Source organism: Pseudomonas corrugata (assembly GCF_050920615.1).
Taxonomy (GTDB): Bacteria; Pseudomonadota; Gammaproteobacteria; order Pseudomonadales; family Pseudomonadaceae; genus Aquipseudomonas; species Aquipseudomonas corrugata.
Genome location: NZ_CP130434.1, coordinates 823,469 through 846,847, shown reverse-complemented (window position 1 = coordinate 846,847; position 23,379 = coordinate 823,469). Strand labels below are relative to the sequence as shown.

Below are 23,379 nucleotides of genomic sequence, written 5' to 3'. Positions count from 1 at the left end.
GATGTTACCGGCTAGCCCCCAAGGGTGCCAGCCGACAAGTACTGCTTAGGCTGCTACCACGACAACGCGTACGGTGGCTTCAACTTCGGCGTGCAGGTGCACGGCTACGTCGAATTCGCCTACGTTGCGGATGGTGCCATTCGGCAGACGAACTTCGCTCTTCGCAACTTCAACGCCGGAGGCGGTCAGTGCGTCAGCGATGTCGTGGGTACCGATCGAACCGAACAGCTTGCCTTCGTCGCCAGCGGTGGCAGTGATGGTCACTTCCAGCTCGGCCAGTTGGGCAGCACGGCTTTCAGCCGATGCCTTACGGTCTGCGGCGGCTTTTTCCAGCTCGGCGCGACGCTCTTCGAACGCAGCCAGGTTGGCAGCGGTCGCAGCGGTAGCCTTGCCGAAAGGCAGCAGGTAGTTACGGCCGTAACCGGCCTTAACGTTTACTTTGTCGCCCAGGTTGCCCAGGTTGGCGATTTTTTCCAGAAGGATCAGTTGCATGTGAAAATCCTCTAACTTTTAACCTTCACCGTTCGCGCTGTCGGCGTCTTTCGACGCCATACGACCGCGAAAATCAATCAGGCTGTCGACGATGGCCAGGACCACCAGCAACGGATAGATCAGCTGCATGAACAGCAACAACGTGACGTACAACCCCACCAGCCAGAACCTGGCCAGTCGCTTGTGCGCCACCAGCCAATGAATCAGGGCCAGGGCGGCGAAGACCAGCGGTACACTGCACAACGGCGTGAGCATGGCCATCTGCGGACCGAAGTTCGGCCCCAGAAGCATGCCCGCCAGCAGCAACATCGCCAGCCCAAGCGGGAAACGGATGGCGCGAAACTCGCGACCAAAACCACCCGGGTTGTACAACAACGCCTGCCAGTAGCGCCCGATAATCAGGCTCAGCACACTGACGATCTGCAACAAGGCCGCAATCAGGCCGGTCAGGACCGGTGCAATCAGGGACGCGAAACGCGCCTGCTCCTCTGCCGACATCTGCCGGTAGAGATCACCGAGGGCCTCGGGCAGGATTTTTACCAAAGCCTGCGACAGCATCTCGATCTGGGGGGCAAAAGCCACCCCGAGTACCACTGAAAACACCACACCTATCGCTATGCTGACCAGCAGCACGCGGTTCCAGGATTCGCTGGCGCGCAACACCAACGCCAGCGCCGAAGACCCCAGAAGCACCATCAGTGCCCGCGGGTCCGCGGAGTACAGCCACCAGAGCAAGGCCGGCAGCAGTCCCAGAGCAAGAACGCCCGAAGCGTCCCTCAATCCGCGCCGCAAGAGCACAAGGCTCCCGGCGGCAGCACCCAACCAATACAACAACGGCAATGCCGCACATCCAGCCACTACCAGAGTGGCCTGCATACGGCCGCGCATGATGAACTCAGCTAAGGCGCGCATGCATTCAATCCTTTGCTACTTGTCGACTGCCCGGTCTCAGCGGCCGTGGCTGTCGGTGTAGGCCAGCAGGGCCAGGAAGCGGGCGCGCTTGATAGCGGTGGCCAGCTGACGCTGATAACGAGCTTTGGTACCGGTGATGCGGCTTGGAACGATTTTGCCGGTCTCGGATACGTAGGCTTTCAGAGTGTTGAGATCTTTGTAATCGATCTCTTTCACGTCTTCAGCGGTGAAGCGGCAGAATTTACGACGACGGAAGAAACGTGCCATGTGATTGGCTCCTTAAAAGGTCCGTGGATTACTCGTCAGCGTTATCGCTGTTGTCGCTGTCGCTATCGCTGTCATCGCCATCGGCGCTGTCAGAGTGCTCAGGACGGTCGCGACGCTCACGGCGCTCACTGCGGTTTTCTTCAGCCTTGAGCATCTCGGATTGGCCGGTGACGGCTTCTTCGCGACGGATGACCAGGTTACGGATCACTGCATCGTTGTAGCGGAAGTTGTCTTCCAGCTCGGCCAGGGCCTTGCCGGTGCACTCAACGTTCAGCATCACGTAGTGAGCCTTGTGAACATTGTTGATTGCATAGGCCAGTTGACGACGGCCCCAGTCTTCCAGGCGGTGGATTTTGCCGCCGTCTTCTTCGATCAGCTTGGTGTAACGCTCAACCATGCCGCCGACTTGCTCGCTTTGATCCGGGTGGACCAAAAAGATGATTTCGTAATGACGCATGAATGCTCCTTACGGGTTGTAGCCTGCCGCTTAAAAACGGTCAGACAAGGAGTGAATGACACTTATGGACTTGTGGACGCTAGACACATAAGTGCCTGCCATCACAGCAAGGGGCGCAATTGTAGAGAAGGGTCGAGGCAGGTGCAAGGCAATTGGTGATTATTTGAACAACCACTACAACACATGACAATGTGGGAGCGAGCCTGTTCGCGATAGCGGTGGGTCATCCAGCACGAATGGCCGACTGACCCACCGCTATCGCGAGCAGGCTCGCTCCCACAGGGACTTGCCTATGCCTTACTTTTTGGCGGCAGCCTTGACGCCACGCTGACGCAGCGCCTCGAACAGGCACACGCCGGTCGCGACCGAGACGTTGAGGCTGCTGACACTGCCAACCATCGGCAGTTTGACCAGATAATCGCAATGTTCACGGGTCAAGCGACGCATGCCCTTGCCTTCGGCCCCCATGATCAGGATCGTCGGACCGGTGAGGTCCTGTTGATACAGGTCCTGTTCGGCCTCGCCCGCCGTGCCGACCACCCACAAGCCACGCTGCTGGAGTTTTTCCAGGGTGCGCGCCAGGTTGGTCACGGCCACCAGCGGAATCACTTCCGCGGCGCCGCAGGCGACTTTTCGTACGGATGGCGTCAAGGTTGCCGACTTGTCCTTGGGAACGATCACCGCCAATGCCCCGGCCGCATCCGCCGAACGCAGGCAGGCGCCGAGGTTGTGAGGATCGGTCACACCGTCCAGCACCAGCAGCAAAGGCGCGCCTTCGGTGCGGTCGAGCAATTCCTCGAGCATTGCCTCGCCCCAGACCTGGCTCGGGCTGACCTCGGCTACGACGCCTTGATGCACGCCTTCAACCCAGGCATCCATCTCGCGCCGCTCGGCCTGACCGATTGCCACGCGATTTTCGTTGGCCAGCTCGACCAGGGCCTGGACCCGGGGTTCACTGCGGCTTTCCGCCAGCCAGATCTGCTTGACCCGCTTGGGGTGATGACGCAACAGCGCTTCCACGGCATGCACGCCGTAGATTTTTTCCAACTGACTCATGACTTGGCCTTGGGTTTACGGGCGCCGCCACTTTTAGCCGGGGCCGAGCCCGCTTTCGACGGGCCTTTACGGTGTTTGCTCGGTTTACTGCTTGCGCTTTCGGGAGCCGACCGTCCGGTCTTTCCTCCCGACGCGGCTTTACCACCTTTCTTGGCTTCGGCCAGCAACGCCTGCTTCATTTCGCGACTCTTGCGCACTTCGGCGTTTTTCGCCGCGGCATCGCTCGGACGATAGGCATCGCTGGCTTTTTCCTTGGCCGGGCCACGACGGCCGGATTTGGTCGAGGCCGGCTCGGCAGCGGTCTTGGTCGCAGGTGCAGATGTCTCGGTACCACGCTTCTTGCGCCCGACCGGCGCATCGATGGTTTTTTCCGACATCTCGAAGTCGATCTTGCGCTCGTCGAGATCGACGCGCATCACCCGCACTTCGACGGTATCGCCCAGACGGAAACTGCGCCCGGTGCGCTCGCCCGCCAGACGGTGATGCACAGGGTCGAAGTGGTAGTAATCGCCCGGCAGCGCGGTGACATGCACCAGGCCTTCGACGTAGATATCGGTCAGCTCGACGAACAGGCCGAAACCGGTCACGGCGGTGATCACCCCTGGGAACGACTCACCCACGCGATCCTTCATGTACTCGCACTTGAGCCAGTTCACCACGTCGCGAGTCGCTTCGTCGGCGCGACGCTCGCTCATCGAGCACTGCTCGCCCAACTGCTCCAGGGCTGCCTCGTCGTACGGATAAATGCGTGCCTTGGGAATGGTCATCGCACCGGCACGCTTGACGTGCGGAGTGTTCATCTTCGAATGGATGACGCTGCGGATGGCCCGGTGCGTGAGCAGGTCGGGGTAGCGACGGATCGGCGAGGTGAAGTGGGTATAGGCCTCGTAATTCAGACCGAAGTGGCCCTGGTTGTCAGCGCTGTACACCGCCTGGCTCAAGGAGCGCAGCATCACGGTCTGAATCAGGTGGAAATCAGGACGATCCTTGATATTGGCCAGCAACGCCTGGTAATCCTTGGGCGATGGACCTTCCTTGCCTTTGTGCAGGGACAGGCCGAGCTCCCCGAGGAAGGCGCGCAGTTTTTCCAGGCGTTCCGGCGGCGGACCGTCGTGGACCCGATATAACGCAGGGATTTCATGCTTCTTCAGGAATTCGGCAGTGGCCACGTTGGCGGCCAGCATGCATTCCTCGATCAATTTGTGCGCATCGTTGCGCACGGTCGGACGGATTTCGGCGATCTTGCGCTCGGAACCGAAGACGATCCGGGTTTCCTGGGTTTCGAAATCGATTGCGCCACGCACATGACGCGCGCCCAGCAACACCTTGTACAACGCATAGAGCTGCTTGAGATCCGGCAGAACCTCGTTGTACTCCCCGCGCAGCTTGCGCGACTCGGCGAGCTTAGGCGTTTCCAGCATCGCACTGACCTTGTTGTAGGTCAGGCGGGCGTGGGAATGGATCACCGCTTCGTAGAAGCAGTAGTCAGTCATCTCGCCGGTCTTGGAGATGGTCATCTCGCAGACCATGGCCAGGCGGTCGACATGGGGATTGAGCGAGCACAGGCCGTTGGACAACTGCTCGGGCAGCATCGGCACGACGCGTTCGGGGAAGTACACCGAGTTGCCGCGCACCTGGGCTTCGGCATCCAGTGCCGAACCGAGCTTCACGTAGCTGGAAACGTCGGCAATCGCGACGTACAACTTCCAACCGCCGGAGAACAGGCGCAGCTTGCCCGGTCGGGCTTCGCAGTAGACCGCGTCGTCGAAGTCCCGCGCATCCTCACCGTCGATGGTGACGAACGGCAGGTGGCGCAGGTCGATGCGCTTTTCTTTGTCCTTTTCTTCGACTTCCGGCTTGAGCTTGGCCGCTTCTTTCAGGACTGCTTCAGGCCAGACGTGGGGAATGTCATAAGTACGCAGGGCAACGTCGATCTCCATGCCCGGCGCCATGTAGTTGCCGACCACTTCCACCACATCGCCTTGCGGCTGGAAGCGCGGGGTTGGCCAGTGCGTGATCTTCACCTCGACGAATTGACCGACCCTGGCGTTGGCGTTGCGGCCCGGGGTAACCAGCACTTCCTGCTGGATCTTCGGGTTGTCCGCGACCACAAAACCGATACCGCCCTCTTCAAAGTAACGACCGACGATGCTTTCGTGGGCACGGGACACCACCTCAACGATCACACCTTCACGGCGACCGCGGCGGTCCAGGCCAGACACACGGGCCAGCGCCCGGTCACCGTCGAACACCAGGCGCATCTGCGCCGGGCTCATGAACAGGTCGTCGCTGCCATCATCGGGAATCAGGAACCCGAAGCCATCACGGTGACCGGCGATACGGCCCAGGATCAGGTCGAGCTTGTCCACCGGCGCATAGGTTCCGCGCCGGGTATAGATCAGTTGAGCATCGCGCTCCATCGCACGCAGGCGGCGGCGCAGGGCTTCGAGTTGGTCTTCGGTCGTCAGCCCGAACTCTTCGACCAGTTCTTCACGGCTGGCGGGCGAACCCCGGTCGGCGAGATGCGCCAGGATCAGTTCGCGGCTGGGAATAGGGTTTTCATATTTTTCCGCTTCACGAGCGGCCTCGGGATCGAGGGACTGCCAATCGGCCATTAGAGAGTTTTCACCTTGTCTATATGCGGGTTAGTTTGGCATAGGCGTAATGAAACGGGAAATTTCAGGCATCCGAAGCCCTTTCTAAAGGTCTTTTATCCCGTTCTTCAAGCCGGGAAAGGCACCGCTGGTGAAATTTACCGGTTTTTTTATCAAGAGGGGTTTACAGTTAAAAACACGCTCCGTATAGTGCGCGCCATCGACGACGCACACACGTAGCCGATACTGCCCAGATGGTGAAATTGGTAGACACGCCAGCTTCAGGTGCTGGTGACCGCAAGGTCGTGGAAGTTCGAGTCTTCTTCTGGGCACCAATTTCGAGCAACAGATCAACGATCTGCAAGCTCCCCAAGAACCCGCGAAAGCGGGTTTTTGCATTTCTACCCTCCTGAAATCCGCTTTCGCAATTACTAAAACAAAAACAGGGGTTTACAGATCAAAACGCGCTCCGTATAGTGCGCCACATCAACAGCGGCAACGCTGAAGATGCTGCCCAGATGGTGAAATTGGTAGACACGCCAGCTTCAGGTGCTGGTGACCGCAAGGTCGTGGAAGTTCGAGTCTTCTTCTGGGCACCAATTCAAGCTTCAAGACCAGGTCTTGAACCTCACAGAAACCCGCGAAAGCGGGTTTTTTGCGTTTTTGATTGGGGAATTCCTGAAGCGGCAGGCCGCAGGGGATAAGGCGGCTGTCAGACCGCCATCGCGAGCAGGCTCGCTCCCACAGGAAACGCGTACGCTCAAACGGCTGGTCGGCTGTCAGGCCCTGAACTGCCCCAGACTCGCCTTCAACTGTGCCGCCAGATTATCCAGCACCTTGCCGCTTGCCGTCGTCTCAACCACAGCCTGGGCCGCTTTCTCGGCCTGGACGTGAATAGTCTCGACCCGCCCACGCACCGCCTGCGCCCCCTGAGCCTGATGAGCCGCCGCCTGAGTCGCCAGACCAATGGCCGCGTGCACCTGCTCCACGGAAGCCTGCACCGACTGCTGCAATCGGGCACTGTCACGCAACACCAGCAACCCCTCACTGGCCTGCCGACCGGCCTGGCCGATCGCGGCCACTGCCTCGCGGGCACCCTGCTGCAACGCCACGATATGGGCCTGAATGTCACCGGTCGAACTCTGGGTCTTACTGGCCAACGCCCGCACTTCGTCCGCCACCACCGCAAAACCACGCCCGGTCTCCCCGGCCCGCGCCGCTTCGATGGCCGCGTTCAGGGCCAGCAGGTTGGTCTGCTCGGCGATACCATGAATGACCGTCAACACTACCTCGATCTGCTCGCTCTGCTGCGCCAGCCGCTCGATTACCTTCGCCCCAGTGTCAACCTGCCCGGCCAGCGCCTCGATCAGACCGCTGACCTTGGCCGAAGTACGCGTGTTTTCATCAGTGGCCTGGCGGATCTCCACCACCTGCTGCAAGGCCGCCTGCATCGCCTGGCTTTCCGACTGAGCTTCGTCGGCCATTTGCGACAGCGCACGCAAGCTCTCGGCCACCTCATCACGCTGCATCCCGGCCGCCGCATCGGCGCCGGAGTTGCGCAAGGTCATTGCACCGATTTCCACACCGGTGCGCTGGGCGACATCACCCGCCTCCCGCACGATGGGCTGCAACTTATCCACAAAGCGATTGACCGCTGAGGCCATATCGCCAATTTCATCCTTGCTGTTGATCTGCACGCGCTTGGTCAGGTCCCCCTCGCCCGCCGCCAGATCATTCATTGCCGCGATCAGCAACTTCAAGCGATTCACCACCCGACGCCCCAGTACCACAGCCAACAGCAGCAGCACACCGAAGCCCACCAGCGCCAGGCCCAGGCCGATGCGCCAACGCAGGGTGCCTGCCGCTTCCTGCACGGTGCTGGAAGTGTTGGTCTGCATCTGCGTGGCCGTGGCCTGTGCCGACTGCAGGCGACCGCGCATGGCGGTGGCACTGTCGGCGGCGGCTCCCTTGAGGCTGTCACCGACCAGTTGATCGCTGCTGGCGATCAAGGCCGAGAAGCGTTGATCCAGCGCCTTCAGGTCGGACTCCACCGAAGCGGTGGAGACCCCCATCAGCACTTTACCGATTTCCACCCCATTGGGATTGATCGACGCCTCGAGGTAGTACACCGACGGATCGGTCTTCGCAGCGTCCAGCACCTTGTCCAGCGCCCGGTCGCCCTTGCCCTTTTCCAGCAAAGCCTTGTTGATCGCGTTATCCCGGTTCAGGTAACGGGTCAGATGTTCACCGTTGGCATCGTTATAGATGACGAACAACACGTTGGGGTTGCGCTGGGCCCGGCGGGCGAACTCGGAAAGCGTCGGTATGTCACTGTCCCACATGGCGCGGGGAGCGACGGAAGCCAGCAGCTGCGCCATATCATTGGCGGAGTCCTTGAGCCCCTTTTCCAGCGTTGCCCGCAGCTGCGACTGCTCGTCCTTCAGGCGTGCGGATAAACCCGCAGTCAAACGCTGACGGGTACTGGCAGACAGACTGTCCAGGCTCGAAGTGACCTCCCGGCCAGCCTGCTCCAGCTCACCGGAGAGTTTCTGGCTGTCAGCGCCAAGGCGTGTACCCAGGTCGGTTTCAAGCGCCGTGACCGTGCTGCGGGTCAGCGCAACCGCCACCAACACCTGCACCAAAAGGGCGATACCGAGGGTAACGAACACAGGCCGTAGTAAACGGCTTTGTAACAGTGAGAGAACGGCCGACACAGGAAATCCCTCTACGAACGCCATTAATTTGATGGCACTCGTCAAGATGTGCCAGTAATGGAGTTGCTTAGCAAGTGTTGTGCCGTCGGCAGGCAGAAACGACAAAGGACCCGCATAAGGGTCCTTTGCCTGTTACATCAGTGACTTATCAGCCGAACGGGTGACGCAGAACGATGGTTTCGTTGCGGTCCGGACCCGTCGAAATAATGTCGATCGGCGCACCGACCAGCTCTTCGAGGCGCTTGATGTAGTTGCGGGCCGCCGCAGGCAGCTCTTCCAGGGTCTTGGCACCCACGGTCGATTCGGTCCAGCCCGGCATCTGCTCGTACACTGGCTCCAGGCCAATGTAGCTGTCGGCGTCGGTCGGTGCATCGATGACCGCGCCGTCCTGGTTCTTGTAGCCCACGCAGATGTTGATGGTTTCCAGGCCGTCCAGCACGTCCAGCTTGGTCAGGCACAGACCCGAGATGCTGTTGACGTCGATGGCGCGACGCAGGATGACAGCATCGAACCAGCCGCAACGACGGGCACGACCGGTAGTGGCACCGAACTCGTGGCCGCGCTTGGCCAGGAAGGCACCGACGTCATCGAACAGCTCGGTCGGGAACGGCCCCGAACCTACGCGAGTGGTGTAGGCCTTGGTGATACCCAGAATGTAGTCCACGTACATCGGACCAAAACCCGACCCAGTGGCGATGCCGCCGGCAGTGGTGTTGGAGCTGGTGACGTACGGATAGGTGCCGTGGTCGATGTCCAGCAGCGAACCCTGGGCGCCTTCGAACATGATGTCCTTGCCCGCGCGACGCAGCTCGTGCAACTGGGCAGTGACGTCGAGCATCATCGGCTTGAGCAGCTCGGCGTATTCCATGCACTCATCCAGGGTCTTCTGGAAGTCGATGGCCGGCTCTTTGTAGTAATTGACCAGGACGAAGTTGTGGTAGTCCAGCAACTCGCCCAGCTTGGCCGCAAAACGCTCGCGGTGGAACAGATCACCGATACGCAGGCCACGACGGGCCACTTTATCTTCGTAGGCCGGGCCGATGCCGCGACCAGTGGTGCCGATCTTCATCTCGCCACGAGCCTTTTCACGGGCCTGGTCCAGCGCAACGTGGTAGGACAGGATCAGCGGGCAGGAAGGGCTGATACGCAGGCGCTCGCGCACCGGTACGCCTTTCTCTTCCAGCTTGACGATTTCCCGCAGCAGAGCATCGGGGGCAACCACGACACCGTTACCAATCAGGCACTGCACACCTTCGCGCAGCACGCCCGACGGAATCAGGTGCAGAACGGTTTTTTCACCGTCGATCACCAACGTGTGACCGGCGTTGTGGCCACCCTGGTAGCGCACTACGGCGGCAGCATGTTCGGTCAGCAGATCAACGATCTTGCCTTTGCCCTCATCACCCCATTGGGTGCCCAGGACTACGACATTCTTACCCATAACACTTGTCCTCATTCGCGCAAACTTGGTGCCGGCCGCGGCCGGCAGGAAAACTCAAGAAGCCAGCGGCAATACCTGCCAAAGCCCGTCCTGCTGAATCAATTGCCGGTCGCAGTCCGCTTCACGGGCGGCGGCCAAAGGCTGCCCAGGCAATGCCTGGACGACACGCTGACCTTCACTGCGCAACTGGCAGACAGCCTGCCAGAGTGCCGCATCCGTACTGTCAGGCATCCAGATACCGCCAGACGGTAGCTCGACTTCAGCACGCCCCAGGGTCACCAGGGTTTTCAGATCGGTAGAGAAACCGGTCGCCGGACGGGCGCGACCGAAATCGGCGCCGATATCGTCGTAACGACCGCCCTGGGCAATGGACTGGCCCACGCCCGGCACGAACACTGCGAACACCACGCCGGTGTGGTAGTGGTATCCGCGCAACTCGCCCAGATCGAAATACAACGGCAGCTCAGGGAAACGCACCGACAGACGCTCGGCGATTGCCAGCAGGTCGTCCAGCGCCGCCAATACAGGCGCCGGCGCATGGGCCAGGCGATCACGCGCCGCTGCCAGCACCTCACGACCACCGCACAGGTCCACCAGCGCACGCAGCATGTCGGACAGATCGGCCGGCAATCCTTCGGTCAGGCTGATGACTTCATCGATGGCCTTGCGCTGCAAGGCATCGAACAACTGTTGCTCCACTTCACCGGACAGACCGGCTGCACGTGCCAGGCCGCGATAGATGCCAACATGGCCCAGGTCCATGTGGACATCCGGCACGTCGGCCAGTTGCAGCATGGCCAACATCAGGCTGATGACTTCCACATCGCTGCTCGGACTGGCATCGCCATACAACTCGGCACCCAGCTGGATCGGGCTGCGCGAGGACGACAGGGCGCGCGGCTGGGCGTGCAGCACACTGCCGGCATAGCACAGGCGACTTGGGCCTTCACGGCGCAAGGTGTGGGCGTCGATACGCGCTACCTGGGGCGTGATGTCGGCACGAAAACCCATCTGCCGGCCCGACTGCGGGTCGATGACCTTGAAGGTGCGCAGATCCAGGTCCTGACCCGCGCCGGTCAGCAGGGATTCCAGGTACTCGATATGTGGGGTGACAACAAACTCGTAACCCCAGCTCTGGAACAGATCCAACACCTGCCGACGCGCTATTTCGATACGCGCAGCTTCCGGTGGCAGTACTTCTTCGATGCCATCTGGCAGCAGCCAGCGGTCTACCGTTGCCATTACGCCATTCCCCTATGGTCCGGGCGGCCAACCTTCGGGCCGGCCTTGAGTGAAGCAGAAAATGCCTTGGTCCTGCGCGCTACACAGGCAAAAAACGCGCAAGAGCGACGTGACGAATGACCTGGAATCGGCCTCGTCCAGCACTTCCCTCGAAAAACCTGTCGGGTCGTTCGACCCGACGCCTGCAACCAAAACCGCAATCGAACGTGCAGACGCAAAAAAGCCGGGAATTTCCCGGCTGCCGCATCATACACCCGTTTTCTCAAAGGATCACCCCGCCAGACGTTTTAGCCGCCGGGCGGAGTGTCTCGGGTCAACGTTGCATCAAGGCTTGCTCTTTTCCAGGTAGCGGAAAAAGTCGCTGCTCGGGTCCAGGACCAACACGTCGGATTTATGCGCAAAGCTTTCACGGTAGGCATGCAGGCTACGGTAGAACGCGTAGAACTCCTGATCCTGGCCGTAGGCCTTGGCATAGATCGCCGCAGCCTGGGCATCACCGTCGCCACGAACTTCTTCCGATTCACGATAGGCTTCGGCCAGCAATACGCGACGTTGACGATCGGCGTCGGCACGGATGCCTTCGGCCAGCTCGTTACCCTTCGCGCGATGCTCGCGGGCTTCACGCTCGCGCTCGGTGCTCATCCGCTCGAATACGCTGCGATTCACTTCCTTCGGCAGATCGATGGCTTTGACTCGGACATCGACCACTTCAATACCCAGTTCCTTTTCCGCCATGGCGTTCAACGAACGGGTAATGTCTGCCATGAGCGCATCACGCTCACCGGAAACCACTTCATGGAGGGTGCGCTTGCCGAACTGGTCGCGCAAACCCGATTCCAGGCGGCGGGACAGTCGCTCGTCAGCGATCTGCTTGAGACCCGAGGTGGCCGTGTAGAAGCGCTCGGCATCCTTCACGCGCCACTTGGCATAGGCATCAACCATGACCGCTTTCTTTTCCAGTGTCAGGAAGCGTTGCGTCGGTGCATCCAGGGTCATCAGGCGAGCGTCGAACTTGCGCACCTTGTTGACGTACGGCACCTTCATATGCAGCCCTGGCTGGACATCCGCCTCGACCACGCGACCGAACTGCAGCAACACCGCTCGCTCGGTCTGGGACACGATGTAGAAGCAGTTCCAGGCAGCGATCGCCACAACGACGCCAACAATAAGGGCGATCAGCGATTTATTGCTCATCAGCGACTCTCCCTGGTACGTGCTTGCTGTTGCTGTTCCACCGCAGCGCGAGCATTCGCTTCATTGCTGGAAGACGACGTGCTGGCCGGCGGCGTGCTGGTGTTGCGACCGCTCTCGACCATCTTGTCCAACGGCAGGTACAGCAGATTGCTCTGCCCATTCTTGTTGCCGGTCACGAGGACCTTGCTGGTGTTGCTGAAAACTTCCTGCATGGTGTCCAGGTACAGACGCTCACGGGTCACCTCAGGGGCCTTGCGATACTCGACCACCAGCTTGGTGAAGCGATCGGCCTCACCCTTGGCACGGGAGACCACTTCGTCACGGTAACCGTTGGCATCTTCGATGATGCGCTGGGCCTGACCACGAGCTTCAGGCACGACGCCGTTGGCATAGGTTTCGGCCTGGTTGCGCGAACGCTGCTCGTCTTCGCGGGCGCGGATCACGTCGTCGAAGGCTTCCTGGACTTCACGCGGTGCCGCAGCGCTTTGCACGTTGACCTGGGTGACGGTGATACCGGTGCGATAGGTGTCGAGGAACCGCTGCAGGCGCTCCTTGATTTCGCTGGCCATCAGCTCACGCCCCTCGGTCAGCACCTGGTCCATGGCAGTGGAGCCCACCACATGGCGCAACGCACTCTCGGTTGCATGCTGCAGGCTGACTTCCGGCTGGTCGACGTTCAGCACGAAGTCCTGAAGGTTGGTGATCTTGTACTGCACGGTCAGCGGTACTTCGACGATGTTCTCGTCTTCGGTGAGCATCTGGCCCTGCTTGGTGTAGGCACGCTCACGCGTGACGTTTTCCTGGTACTTCTGATCGATCGGCGGGAAATAGATGTTCAAGCCCGGGCCGACGGTTTCGTAGTACTTGCCGAAGCGCAGCACCACGGCCTGCTCCTGCTCGTCCACGACATAGACCGCGCTGTACAGCCAGACAGCCGCGAGCACGACCAGACCGATGCCGAGCAGGCCTAAACCGCCGCCCTTGCCTGGACGTCCACTGCCGTCGTCACCGCGTTTCTTACCACCACCGAACAAACCGTTCAGGCTTTCCTGCAGCTTGCGGAAGGCCTCGTCGAGATCCGGCGGTCCCTTGCGGTCGCCGTTGTTACGACGCTTGCCGCCCCAGGGATCCTGGTTATTCGAGTTGCCACCCGGCTCATTCCAAGCCATAGCGCTCTCCATCTGATAAAGCAAAGACGCACCCACGGCGCGCCGGCCAATGCTACAGAATGCCTGACACAGCTTTCTCAGGCTTTTATTGCAAAGTGTGTTGCTCGATGAACTCCATCGGTTGCAGCCCTTCACGACTGACCAGCCGATTCAGCTCCGACCGCGGCAGGCGAACCGCCAGCAGGCAAGCGCCTTCCTCGTCATGCTCTTCTTTTTGCACCGCGCCCAGCTCGAAGAACTGGGCTCGCAGGCGGGCAAACCGCTGTGGCAGCTTCAGGGTCCCGACAAACAGGTCGCTACCCAGCAGTTCCGCCACGGCTTGTTCGAGCAACTCGAGGCCGGTACCGTCCCGCGCCGACAACCAGACCCGCTGCGGCTTGCCATCGGCATCGCGCTGGATCTGTGGTTCCACGCCTTCAAGCAAATCGAGTTTGTTGTATACCTCCAGGATCGGCAAGTCCTGGGCTCCGATCTCGCCGAGCACCACCATGACCTGCTCGATCTGCAGCATCCGGTCCGGCTCGGCGGCATCGATCACATGCAACAGCAGGTCGGAGTTGCTCGACTCTTCGAGCGTAGCCCGGAAAGCCTCGACCAGTTTATGCGGCAGGTGGCGGATGAAACCCACGGTGTCGGCCAGCACGATCGGCCCGAGGTCGTCCAGTTCGAGCCGGCGCAGGGTCGGGTCAAGGGTGGCGAACAACTGATCGGCAGCGTAGACATCCGACTGGGTCACGTTATTGAACAGTGTCGATTTACCGGCATTGGTATAGCCCACCAGGGAAACCGTCGGGATGTCCGCGCGCTTGCGGCCGCGCCGCGACTGCTCGCGCTGGCTGCGGACCTTTTCCAGGCGCCCCTTGATCTGGCGCAGGCGAATCCGCAGCAGGCGCCGGTCGGTTTCCAGCTGGGTTTCACCCGGACCGCGCAAACCGATACCGCCCTTCTGCCGCTCAAGGTGCGTCCAGCCACGCACCAGCCGCGTGCTCATGTGCTCGAGTTGGGCCAGCTCGACCTGGAGCTTGCCTTCATGAGTACGGGCGCGCTGGGCGAAGATATCGAGAATCAGGCCCGTACGGTCGATCACGCGACACTCGAATACGCGTTCGAGGTTACGCTCCTGACTGGGCGTGAGGATGTGATTGAAGATCACCAGATCGGCTTCTTCGGCCTTGACCAGATCGCGCAGCTCCTCGACCTTGCCGCTGCCGATCAGGAACTTGGCGGTTGGCCGATGACGCGGCACGTTGAAAAACGCGACGGTCTCGGCGCCGGCCGAAAGTGCCAACTCCTGAAACTCCTGCGGGTCTTCGCGCGCCTCAGGGTCCTGTCCATCCAAGTGAACGAGAATGGCCCGCTCACCACCACCGTGGCGCTCAAAGAACAAAGGAGACTCCTATCAGGCGTTACCCGGTTCAGCGTCACCGCCTTCGGATTCGGTTGCGCTTGGCAGACGAATTGGACGAACCGGCACGACTGTCGAGATAGCGTGTTTGTAGACCATCTGGCTGACGGTGTTTTTCAGAAGGATGACGAACTGGTCGAAAGACTCGATCGTGCCTTGCAGTTTGATCCCGTTGACCAGATAGATGGACACCCCAACTTTCTCTTTACGTAAAGTGTTCAAGTAAGGGTCTTGTAGCGAATGCCCTTTTGACATGTGCCGCACTCCTTTAAGGATCAATAATAAAAATCGGAATCAGATGGCTTTGGCCGTCACACCCCCAAGGATAGACGGCAATTGCAAGGACTCAGCTCAATATGGAGACGGTCCCCAGGTATTTCAAGGCGCGTGGCAGATTGTCGCAATCAAGGCTGTCGAGCCAATGCAGGTCACTCCAGCTGCGCAACCAGGTGAACTGGCGCTTCGCCAACTGGCGCGTGGCAATGATCCCACGCTCCTTCATCTCGGCTGACGTCAGCTTGCCGTCCAGGTAATCCCAGACTTGTCGATAACCCACCGCACGTATAGACGGCAACCCGGCATGCAGGTCACTTCGCTCACGCAGGGCTACGACCTCGTCTATGAATCCCTGTTCCAACATCAATGTGAATCTTTGTTCAATTCGACGGTGCAGCACTTGCCGGTTCGCCGGGGCGATGGCCAGATTCGCGACAGTATAGGGTAATTGTTGCAGTCCCGAAGCGGCTGCTTCAGTACTTTGCGCAGATTGTCGCTGGCGCAGGGCGGTCATGCTCTGGCCACTGACCCGATAAACCTCCAGGGCCCGGCTCAGGCGCTGCGGATCATTGGGGTGAATACGTGCCGCCGACTCAGGGTCGATGACCGCCAATTGCTCGTGCAGAGCCTGCCAGCCGAGGCGCGCCGCCTCTTCTTCGATTTGTGCGCGCACTTCGGGATCGGCCGCCGGCATGTCAGCCAGTCCATCGATCAAGGCCTTGTAATACAGCATCGTCCCGCCCACCAGCAGGGGAATCCTGCCCCGCGCGGTGATGTCGGCCATGGCCTGGAGGGCATCACGGCGGAAATCCGCTGCCGAGTAGGCTTCGGCCGGATCCAGGATATCGATCAACCGGTGGGGAAACTCCGCCAGCAGCTCCTTCGAGGGCTTGGCCGTGCCGATGTCCATCCCACGGTAGACCAGTGCCGAATCGACGCTGATCAGCTCACAAGGCAGGACCTTGGTCAACTCGATGGCCAGGTCGGTCTTGCCGGCGGCGGTCGGGCCCATCAGGAAAATCGCGGGGGGCAGTTGGCTCATCAACGACCACGCAGGAACAGTTTGTCCAGGTCGTCCAGACCCAGCTGGGTCCAGGTCGGCCGACCATGGTTGCATTGGCCACTGCGTTCGGTGTTTTCCATGTCCCGCAGCAAGCCGTTCATTTCCGGCAAGGCCAGACGCCGGTTCGCGCGGATCGCGCCGTGGCAGGCCATGGTGCCGAGCAATTCGTTCAGGTGCGCCTGGATGCGGTCGCTGGTGCCGTACTCCATCAGGTCCGCCAGCACATCACTGACCAGTCGATTGGCCTCGGCCTGCTTGAGCAAGGCCGGGATCTGCCGGATTGCCAGGGTTTCCGGGCCCAGGCGTTGCAACTCGAAGCCCAGGCGCTGGAACCAGCCCACATGTTCTTCGGCGCAATCGGCTTCGCGCTGGCTGACAGCCAGGGATTCGGGCACCAGCAACGGCTGGCCGCTCAGGCCTTCGCTGGCCATGGCAATCTTCAGCCGCTCGTACATGATCCGCTCGTGGGCCGCGTGCATGTCCACCAGGACCAGACCCTGGGCGTTCTCCGAAAGGATATAGATGCCCTTGAGCTGCGCCAGGGCATAACCCAGCGGCGGGATATCACCCTGGCCGTCGGGCAATGCCGTCGCCCCGGTTTCCGGCAAAGGTTTGAAGAACTCTCGATAGGCCGCCTGGGCTTCGGCCGCCGGCACGTTCGATTGCGGGCGCGGCGTGTACTGGTACTGATAGCCACCGCCGGCGCCGCTGTTGGCACCGCTGTAGGTCGGTTGGGCCTGAGGCTGTTCGAGCAAGGCGTTGGCCGCCAGGCTCATTTCACCCTGGGGCCCGAACTCGCCGGCGTCCAGCCCTGTTGGACGAACCATCCCCGCCACCGCAGCGGGTGCCGCGAGTTGGTCTTCCGGACGCACGTCACCGAGGGCGCGGTGCAAGGTGCCGTAGAGGAAGTCGTGCACCATGCGTCCGTCCCGGAAGCGCACTTCATGCTTGGTCGGATGCACGTTGACGTCCACCACCGCCGGGTCGACCTCGAAAAACAGCACGAAGGTCGGATGCCGGCCGTTGAACAAGACGTCACGATAGGCTTGGCGCACCGCATGGGCCACCAACTTGTCGCGCACGGCCCGGCCATTCACGTAGAAATATTGCAAATCCGCCTGGCTGCGGGAAAAGGTCGGCAACCCGACCCAACCCCACAGGTGCAGGCCGTTGCGCTCCACCTCGATGGGCAACGCCTGCTCCAGGAAGCCCGCGCCGCACACCGCGCCCACACGGCGAGCACGGGCCGCGTCGTCACGGGCCTCGTGCAAGCTGAGAATGGTCTTGCCGTTATGGCGCAAGTGGAATGCTACGTCAAAACGCGCCAGGGCCAGGCGCTTGATGACTTCCTGCAGATGATCGAATTCGGTCTTTTCGGCCTTGAGAAACTTGCGGCGGGCCGGAGTATTGAAGAACAAGTCGCGCACTTCCACCGAGGTGCCCACCGGATGGGCCGCAGGCTGGACGCGAGACGCCATGTCCCGTCCTTCGGTCTCGACCTGCCAGGCCTGCTCGGCATCACGGGTGCGGGAGGTGAGTGTCAGGCGCGACACCGAACTGATAGAGGCCAGCGCTTCGCCACGAAACCCCAGGCTCATGACCCGTTCGAGGTCTTCCAGGTCGCGGATCTTGCTGGTGGCGTGACGCGCAAGGGCCAGCGGCAGGTCGTCGGAAGAAATACCGCCACCGTCATCGCGCACCCGCAGCAACTTGACGCCACCCTGCTCGACATCCACATCGATTCGCTTGGCCCCGGAGTCGAGGCTGTTCTCCAGCAATTCCTTGATGACCGACGCGGGGCGCTCCACCACCTCACCAGCGGCAATCTGGTTCGCCAGCCGCGGGCTGAGCAGTTCAATGCGCGCGTTGCTGCCGATCACTTCATCGCTCATTGCTTGGACGCCACTTCGTTGCCGGGAATGGTCAGGGTCTGGCCGATCTTCAAGTCATCACTCTTGAGGTTGTTGACGCTGCGCAGGGTCGCGGGCGACACCTGGTAGCGCACGGCGATCATCGCCAGGGTTTCGCCAGCGCTGACCCTGTGGTCCCGCGGCCCCTGGACGATCTTGCCGGAATCGCGCAGCCAGGCAATGTAGGTGCCCGGCGGCGGGTTCTGCTGGAAGAACTGGCGCACGCCGCTGCTGATGGACCGGGCCAATGCTTGTTGATGGCTGGAGGACGACAGCTTGGAGGCCTCCTTGGAATTGGAGATGAAGCCGGTTTCCACCAGGATCGACGGAATATCCGGCGACTTGAGCACCATGAACCCGGCCTGTTCGACGCGCTGCTTGTGCAGCGGCGTGACGCGGCCAATGTTGCTCAAGACTTTCTGCCCGACGTTCAGGCTGGAGGTCAACGAGGCCGTCATCGACAAATCGAGCAACACACCGGCAAGCATGCGGTCCTTGTCGTCGAGGCTGACATTGCCGGCGCCGCCGATCAGGTCGGAACGGTTTTCGCTGTCGGCCAGCCAACGGGCGGTCTCGGAGGTAGCACCACGGTCGGACAGGGCAAACACCGAGGCACCGAAGGCCGCCGCCGAAGGGGCTGCGTCGGCGTGGATGGAAACGAACAGGTCGGCGCCCTTCTTGCGGGCGATTTCGGTACGGCCACGCAATGGAATGAAGTAGTCGCCGGTACGGGTCAGTTCGGCACGGAAGCCTTTCATGCCATTGACCTGGCGCTGCAACTCGCGGGCGATGGACAGCACCACGTCTTTTTCATGCTGGCCGCGCGAGCCGGAGGCACCCGGGTCTTCACCGCCGTGACCGGCATCAATCACCACAATGATGTCGCGTTTGCCGGAAGGAGCCGGGGGCAGCTTGATCGCAGGCTCGGCCGGCGTGACCGGAACCGCCGGGATCGTGGCGACATTGGTTGGCGCCGGTGGCGGCGGTGCGGCGTCGGCCGGGTTGTCGAACAGGTCCACCACCAACCGGTTGCCGTACTGGGCATTCGGGGAAAGGGTGAAGCTTTTCGGGGTCACGGCTTTTTTCAGGTCGACGACCACCCGGAGATCGGTAGGCGTACGCTGGGCCGAACGTATCGCAGTAATCGGCGTATTGGCGGTAGCCACGTTCAACGGCGCGCCAAGGGATGCGCCATTGATGTCGATCACCAGGCGATCCGGGGCCGTCAGGGTGAACACACTGTGCTGCACCGGGCCCGTCAGGTCGAACACCAGTCGAGTGTTATCCGGCGCCCGCCAGAGGCGAACACTGCTGACCTTTGTCTCGGCCACAGCATCGACGGCCAGTGCCGTAAGCAACAGTCCTACGACAGCAACCACCGCGCGAAAGCGCATACCAAACCCCATCATCAATTAGTTTTCCAGTGCCAACGCGGCACACCACGACTCGCCTCGCGAGCCTTGCGGCGTCAGTTTCAGCGAACGCCCGCCGTTCTGCGCGCCAATGGTAATGGTCAGGTCAGGCTTTGGCAAAAAGCCTGCACCCTTGTCGGGCCATTCGATCAGGCATAAGGCGTCATCCTCGAAATAATCGCGGATGCCGAGGAATTCCAGTTCTTCGGGGTCCACCAATCGATACAGGTCAAAATGGAACGCGCGGATGTCGCCGATCTCATAGGGTTCGACCAATGTGAACGTAGGGCTTTTTACCGCGCCAACGTGTCCGAGACCGCGAATGATGCCCCGGGACAAGGTGGTCTTCCCCGCGCCGAGGTCGCCGACGAGGAAAACCAGGCCGTGGCCAGCCGTGATGCGCGCGATGCAGGCACCGAATGCCGTCATGGCTTGCTCGTCAGCCATGTACAGGGTTACTTCAGACAAGGTGATTGCTCCTCCAACAACTGACGAATGACCGGAATCAGATCCGTTGCCGCCAGTCCCCGCCCCGACCGACCGGCTTGCGCACCGGCGTTGGCGTGCAACCACACGGCCAGGCACGCCGCCTCGAAGCCCGCCAGCCCCTGGGCCAGCAAGGCGCCGACCACCCCGGCCAGCACATCCCCCAGACCAGCGGTAGCCATGCCGGGGTGGCCCTGGCTGCAAATGGCCAGGCGACCGTCCGGGCTGGCAATCAGACTGCCGGCACCCTTGAGAATCACCGTGGCCGTGTATTTTTTGCTCAACGCCTGGGCGGCGGCCGGGCGATCGGCCTGAACCTGGGCCGTGGATATCTCCAGAAGCCGGGCAGCCTCGCCCGGATGCGGGGTAATCACGCAGCCTTCGGGCAAACTGACCACACCGATACTCAGCAGATTCAGTGCATCGGCGTCCCACACCTGTGGCAACGGCGCATTCGCCGCCGCCGACAACAGACTGCGGCCCCAGGCAGCCTTGCCCAGCCCGGGCCCGACCACCAACACTGCGGCCTGCTCGAGCAACCCCATCAGCTGGTTCGCCGAATGAGTGCCCTGCACCATGACTTCCGGCAAACGAGTCAGCGCAGCGCTGACATGCTCGCTGCGGGTCGCCATGGAAACCATGCCCGCGCCACAACGCAGGGCGCTTTCGGCGCTCATCTGGATAGCGCCGCCGAATCCACGGTCGCCGCCGATCAACAGCACATGCCCGAACGAGCCTTTGTGGGAAGTTGGCGCGCGCGGCGCCAGGCGCGGCAGATTATGGGGTGAGAGCAATCGGGCACTGACCGGCGCCGCCTCAACGATGTCAGGATCGGCGTGGAGGTCGTTGAAGACCAGTTCACCGACCCGGTCCGCTGCATCGCCAGTGAACAGGCCCAGCTTCAGACCAATGAAGGTCACGGTCAGATCGGCGGTCACCGCTGTGCCCAACACCCGACCGGTATCGGCACACAGCCCCGAGGGGATGTCCACCGCAGCGACCGGAAGACCACTGACGTTGATCGTGTCGATAGCCCGGATGTAAGGCTCGCGAACCTCGCCGCTCAAGCCCGTACCGAGCAACGCATCCAGCAACACACCTCGCAACTCGGATTCATCCGACCACGGTTCCACCGGCACACCGACCGCGACGGCTTCGGCATGGGCGTTGGCGGCGTCGCCCTGCAGGCGTCGGGGCTCGCCTACCGTCAGTACCCGCACCGACCATCCCCCACGCCGGGCCAGGGTTGCCACCAGGTAGCCGTCGCCGGCGTTGTTGCCGTGGCCGGCGAGCACGGTCAGCTCGCTGGCATCAGGCCAACGCCGAACGATCGCCCGCCAGGTGGCACGCGCTGCTCGCTGCATCAATTCGAAGCCGGTGGTGCCGGCCCCAATCAGCTGTGCGTCAAGGGCCCGGACCTGTGCGGCACTGTACAGTGCGTCGGGAAAATCATCTTTAGTGTGCGGCATGCGTCTTCAGGCTCCGATGTCTGGCAGAATTATACGCATCTCAGCTCTGGTTTCTCTCGCCTCATGCCTGCCATTCCCACAGATCTCCCCGCCCTCGCCCAATCCATCAAGGACTGGGCCCGCGAGCTGGGTTTCCAGCAAGTCGGCATCAGCGGACTGGACCTTGGCGAGCATGAGCAACACCTGCAGCGCTGGCTCGATGCAGGCTACCATGGCGAAATGGAGTACATGGGCGCCCACGGCAGCAAGCGCTCGCACCCTGAAGAACTGGTGCCGGGCACGCTGCGGGTGGTATCCCTGCGCATGGATTACCTGCCGGGCGACACGCACATGGCGCAGATGCTCGGCCAACCGGAAAAAGCCTACATCTCGCGTTATGCGTTGGGCCGCGACTATCACAAATTGATCCGTAAACGCGTGCAGCAACTGGCAGAAAAAATCCAGGCGGTCATTGGCCCCTTCGGCTACCGCGCCTTCGTCGACAGCGCACCGGTCCTGGAAAAAGCCATCGCCGAACAGGCCGGTCTTGGCTGGATCGGCAAAAACACCCTGGTGCTGAACCGCAAGGCCGGCAGTTATTTCTTCCTGAGTGAACTGTTTGTCGACTTGCCGCTGCCGGTAGATCCGCCCCACACCAGCGAACACTGCGGGAAATGTACGGCGTGCCTGGACATCTGTCCGACCAATGCCTTCATCGGCCCCTATGTACTGGATGCCCGCCGCTGCATCTCCTACCTGACCATTGAGCTGAAAAGCGCCATTCCTGAAGAACTGCGTCCCTTGATCGGCAATCGGGTGTTTGGCTGTGATGACTGTCAGATCGTTTGTCCGTGGAACCGTTTCGCCCGGCCGTCCGGAGAAAATGATTTCAAGCCACGCCATAATCTGGACAATGCCGGGCTGGCCGAACTGTTCCTGTGGGACGAGGAAACCTTCCTCAAGAGCACTGAAGGCTCGCCGTTGCGTCGTGCCGGCTACGAGCGCTGGCTGCGCAACCTGGCGGTAGGCTTGGGCAACGCACCGTCAACGATTCCAGTGATTCAGGCACTGGAGGCACGGCGCGATTACCCGTCGGAACTGGTGCGCGAGCATGTCGAGTGGGCGCTACGCCAACACGCGCAACGTCAGACCTCGTCGTTATAGACGAACTTCGGCATTTCCCAGTGGAAGCGGATCGCCAGCAACCGCAGCAGGAAACCGCCAAACAAGGTGATAAGCACAGCCTGTTCATTTGGCAATGCCAGGTAGACGCACAGCAGGTAACACCACGCGGCGGCAAACGAGACACTGGCATACAGCTCGCGACGGAAAATCAGAGGGATATCGTTACAGAAGATATCCCGCAGGATCCCACCGAACACACCGGTAATCACCCCACTGACCGATGCCACCAACATGCCCTGTCCCATTTCCAGGGCCGTCATGCAGCCGATGAGCGTGAATGCAACCAGACCCACGGCGTCGAGCACCAGGAACATCGAGCGCAGATGGCGCATCCAGCGCGCCAGGAACACCGTCAGCATCGCCGCAGCCGTGGTCAGCACCAGGTACTCCGGGTGCTTGACCCAGGTGAGCGGGTAATGCCCGAGCAATACGTCCCGCACCGAACCACCACCCAGCGCCGTGACACAGGCGATCAGCACCACGCCGAACCAGTCCATACCCCGCCGCCCGGCAGACAGGGCGCCGGTCATGGCTTCGGCGGTGATGGCGATCAGATAAAGCATCAACAACATGATGGCGGTCCTTGCAGGAAGACGCGCAGTCTAGCCAGTTCGGAGCAGCACCAAAAGAGGGCAACCGTTTGCCCTGCCACACAC

The 23,379-nt window shown here is 61.3% G+C and carries 20 protein-coding genes, 2 tRNA genes and 1 pseudogene; 3 read left to right on the top strand and 20 right to left on the bottom strand.

The window, feature by feature from the left end; translation table 11 throughout:
• Window positions 1-45 precede the first annotated feature (45 nt).
• The 6 genes from rplI to rnr form a co-directional block, all read right to left on the bottom strand.
• Window positions 46-492 (bottom strand): 50S ribosomal protein L9, encoded by a 447-nt coding sequence (rplI, locus tag QZH45_RS03675; protein WP_003186385.1) that lies wholly within the window; start codon window positions 490-492, stop codon window positions 46-48.
• Between the two features lie 18 nt (window positions 493-510).
• Complete coding sequence (locus QZH45_RS03670) at window positions 511-1,404, bottom strand: hypothetical protein (protein ID WP_024779175.1); 894 nt, start codon at window positions 1,402-1,404, stop codon at window positions 511-513.
• Between the two features lie 36 nt (window positions 1,405-1,440).
• The gene (gene rpsR, locus QZH45_RS03665) at window positions 1,441-1,671 is read right to left on the bottom strand and encodes a 30S ribosomal protein S18 (RefSeq protein WP_002551829.1); all 231 of its coding nucleotides are present in this window, start codon (window positions 1,669-1,671) and stop codon (window positions 1,441-1,443) included.
• Between the two features lie 28 nt (window positions 1,672-1,699).
• Window positions 1,700-2,128: a 30S ribosomal protein S6 gene (gene rpsF / locus QZH45_RS03660; RefSeq protein WP_003186395.1), complete on the bottom strand. Its 429-nt coding sequence runs from the start codon at window positions 2,126-2,128 to the stop codon at window positions 1,700-1,702.
• A gap of 297 nt (window positions 2,129-2,425) precedes the next feature.
• Window positions 2,426-3,184, bottom strand: coding sequence for a 23S rRNA (guanosine(2251)-2'-O)-methyltransferase RlmB (gene rlmB, locus QZH45_RS03655; RefSeq protein WP_055135458.1), 759 nt, complete (start codon window positions 3,182-3,184; stop codon window positions 2,426-2,428).
• Entirely contained in the window at window positions 3,181-5,799 is a 2,619-nt protein-coding gene (rnr, locus tag QZH45_RS03650) for a ribonuclease R (protein ID WP_053194254.1), read from the bottom strand. Before rnr ends, rlmB begins: the two co-directional genes overlap by 4 nt.
• A gap of 227 nt (window positions 5,800-6,026) precedes the next feature.
• On the opposite strand from rnr, the gene QZH45_RS03645 reads away from it, so the two are divergent.
• Window positions 6,027-6,113: transfer RNA gene (locus QZH45_RS03645), tRNA-Leu, on the top strand.
• A 177-nt stretch (window positions 6,114-6,290) separates the two neighbouring features.
• Window positions 6,291-6,377: transfer RNA gene (locus QZH45_RS03640), tRNA-Leu, on the top strand.
• 180 nt (window positions 6,378-6,557) lie between these two features.
• Here the strand turns inward: QZH45_RS03640 and QZH45_RS03635 are convergent.
• From QZH45_RS03635 to QZH45_RS03575, 13 genes and pseudogenes are all read right to left on the bottom strand, one after another.
• Entirely contained in the window at window positions 6,558-7,262 is a 705-nt protein-coding gene (locus QZH45_RS03635; RefSeq protein WP_392396952.1) for a methyl-accepting chemotaxis protein, read from the bottom strand.
• Window positions 7,263-7,463: 201 nt separating this feature from the next.
• Window positions 7,464-7,517, bottom strand: a pseudogene (locus tag QZH45_RS03630) (hypothetical protein); the annotation flags it as partial.
• Between the two features lie 1,123 nt (window positions 7,518-8,640).
• Window positions 8,641-9,933, bottom strand: coding sequence for an adenylosuccinate synthase (locus QZH45_RS03625; protein WP_024780797.1), 1,293 nt, complete (start codon window positions 9,931-9,933; stop codon window positions 8,641-8,643).
• Window positions 9,934-9,987: 54 nt separating this feature from the next.
• Window positions 9,988-11,175: an ATP phosphoribosyltransferase regulatory subunit gene (locus tag QZH45_RS03620; protein WP_024780798.1), complete on the bottom strand. Its 1,188-nt coding sequence runs from the start codon at window positions 11,173-11,175 to the stop codon at window positions 9,988-9,990.
• A gap of 324 nt (window positions 11,176-11,499) precedes the next feature.
• Window positions 11,500-12,369 (bottom strand): protease modulator HflC, encoded by an 870-nt coding sequence (hflC, locus tag QZH45_RS03615; RefSeq protein ID WP_053194256.1) that lies wholly within the window; start codon window positions 12,367-12,369, stop codon window positions 11,500-11,502.
• Window positions 12,369-13,538: an FtsH protease activity modulator HflK gene (hflK, locus tag QZH45_RS03610; protein ID WP_024780800.1), complete on the bottom strand. Its 1,170-nt coding sequence runs from the start codon at window positions 13,536-13,538 to the stop codon at window positions 12,369-12,371. The genes hflC and hflK overlap by 1 nt, the downstream gene beginning before the upstream one ends.
• 85 nt (window positions 13,539-13,623) lie before the next feature.
• Complete coding sequence (gene hflX, locus QZH45_RS03605; protein ID WP_024780801.1) at window positions 13,624-14,925, bottom strand: ribosome rescue GTPase HflX; 1,302 nt, start codon at window positions 14,923-14,925, stop codon at window positions 13,624-13,626.
• Between the two features lie 12 nt (window positions 14,926-14,937).
• Window positions 14,938-15,198: an RNA chaperone Hfq gene (gene hfq / locus QZH45_RS03600; protein WP_003186419.1), complete on the bottom strand. Its 261-nt coding sequence runs from the start codon at window positions 15,196-15,198 to the stop codon at window positions 14,938-14,940.
• A 91-nt stretch (window positions 15,199-15,289) separates the two neighbouring features.
• Window positions 15,290-16,261, bottom strand: a complete 972-nt coding sequence (miaA, locus tag QZH45_RS03595; RefSeq protein WP_024780802.1) for a tRNA (adenosine(37)-N6)-dimethylallyltransferase MiaA — start codon at window positions 16,259-16,261, stop codon at window positions 15,290-15,292.
• Window positions 16,261-18,174, bottom strand: coding sequence for a DNA mismatch repair endonuclease MutL (gene mutL, locus QZH45_RS03590; RefSeq protein ID WP_055135984.1), 1,914 nt, complete (start codon window positions 18,172-18,174; stop codon window positions 16,261-16,263). The genes miaA and mutL overlap by 1 nt, the downstream gene beginning before the upstream one ends.
• On the bottom strand, window positions 18,171-19,601 hold the full coding sequence (locus QZH45_RS03585; RefSeq protein WP_024780804.1) for an N-acetylmuramoyl-L-alanine amidase: 1,431 nt from the start codon (window positions 19,599-19,601) through the stop codon (window positions 18,171-18,173). The genes mutL and QZH45_RS03585 overlap by 4 nt, the downstream gene beginning before the upstream one ends.
• Window positions 19,602-19,604: 3 nt before the next feature.
• On the bottom strand, window positions 19,605-20,072 hold the full coding sequence (gene tsaE, locus QZH45_RS03580) for a tRNA (adenosine(37)-N6)-threonylcarbamoyltransferase complex ATPase subunit type 1 TsaE (protein ID WP_053194258.1): 468 nt from the start codon (window positions 20,070-20,072) through the stop codon (window positions 19,605-19,607).
• Entirely contained in the window at window positions 20,060-21,559 is a 1,500-nt protein-coding gene (locus QZH45_RS03575; protein WP_055135983.1) for a bifunctional ADP-dependent NAD(P)H-hydrate dehydratase/NAD(P)H-hydrate epimerase, read from the bottom strand. Before QZH45_RS03575 ends, tsaE begins: the two co-directional genes overlap by 13 nt.
• 63 nt (window positions 21,560-21,622) lie before the next feature.
• Between QZH45_RS03575 and queG the strand changes: the two genes are divergently transcribed.
• The gene (gene queG, locus QZH45_RS03570; RefSeq protein ID WP_055135982.1) at window positions 21,623-22,702 is read left to right on the top strand and encodes a tRNA epoxyqueuosine(34) reductase QueG; all 1,080 of its coding nucleotides are present in this window, start codon (window positions 21,623-21,625) and stop codon (window positions 22,700-22,702) included.
• Here the strand turns inward: queG and QZH45_RS03565 are convergent.
• On the bottom strand, window positions 22,684-23,298 hold the full coding sequence (locus QZH45_RS03565; RefSeq protein ID WP_173668672.1) for a trimeric intracellular cation channel family protein: 615 nt from the start codon (window positions 23,296-23,298) through the stop codon (window positions 22,684-22,686). The two genes, queG and QZH45_RS03565, sit on opposite strands and share 19 nt — an antisense overlap.
• Window positions 23,299-23,379 lie beyond the last annotated feature (81 nt).

Bases quoted from the DNA above. Each gene is read 5' to 3' on its own strand.
- rplI (WP_003186385.1), bottom strand. From the start codon at position 492: ATGCAACTGATCCTTCTGGAAAAAATCGCCAACCTGGGCAACCTGGGC.
- QZH45_RS03670 (WP_024779175.1), bottom strand. From the start codon at position 1,404: ATGCGCGCCTTAGCTGAGTTCATCATGCGCGGCCGTATGCAGGCCACT.
- rpsR (WP_002551829.1), bottom strand. From the start codon at position 1,671: ATGGCACGTTTCTTCCGTCGTCGTAAATTCTGCCGCTTCACCGCTGAA.
- rpsF (WP_003186395.1), bottom strand. From the start codon at position 2,128: ATGCGTCATTACGAAATCATCTTTTTGGTCCACCCGGATCAAAGCGAG.
- rlmB (WP_055135458.1), bottom strand. From the start codon at position 3,184: ATGAGTCAGTTGGAAAAAATCTACGGCGTGCATGCCGTGGAAGCGCTG.
- rnr (WP_053194254.1), bottom strand. From the start codon at position 5,799: ATGGCCGATTGGCAGTCCCTCGATCCCGAGGCCGCTCGTGAAGCGGAA.
- QZH45_RS03635 (WP_392396952.1), bottom strand. From the start codon at position 7,262: ATGGCCGACGAAGCTCAGTCGGAAAGCCAGGCGATGCAGGCGGCCTTG.
- QZH45_RS03625 (WP_024780797.1), bottom strand. From the start codon at position 9,933: ATGGGTAAGAATGTCGTAGTCCTGGGCACCCAATGGGGTGATGAGGGC.
- QZH45_RS03620 (WP_024780798.1), bottom strand. From the start codon at position 11,175: ATGGCAACGGTAGACCGCTGGCTGCTGCCAGATGGCATCGAAGAAGTA.
- hflC (WP_053194256.1), bottom strand. From the start codon at position 12,369: ATGAGCAATAAATCGCTGATCGCCCTTATTGTTGGCGTCGTTGTGGCG.
- hflK (WP_024780800.1), bottom strand. From the start codon at position 13,538: ATGGCTTGGAATGAGCCGGGTGGCAACTCGAATAACCAGGATCCCTGG.
- hfq (WP_003186419.1), bottom strand. From the start codon at position 15,198: ATGTCAAAAGGGCATTCGCTACAAGACCCTTACTTGAACACTTTACGT.
- miaA (WP_024780802.1), bottom strand. From the start codon at position 16,261: ATGAGCCAACTGCCCCCCGCGATTTTCCTGATGGGCCCGACCGCCGCC.
- mutL (WP_055135984.1), bottom strand. From the start codon at position 18,174: ATGAGCGATGAAGTGATCGGCAGCAACGCGCGCATTGAACTGCTCAGC.
- QZH45_RS03585 (WP_024780804.1), bottom strand. From the start codon at position 19,601: ATGATGGGGTTTGGTATGCGCTTTCGCGCGGTGGTTGCTGTCGTAGGA.
- QZH45_RS03575 (WP_055135983.1), bottom strand. From the start codon at position 21,559: ATGCCGCACACTAAAGATGATTTTCCCGACGCACTGTACAGTGCCGCA.
- queG (WP_055135982.1), top strand. From the start codon at position 21,623: ATGCCTGCCATTCCCACAGATCTCCCCGCCCTCGCCCAATCCATCAAG.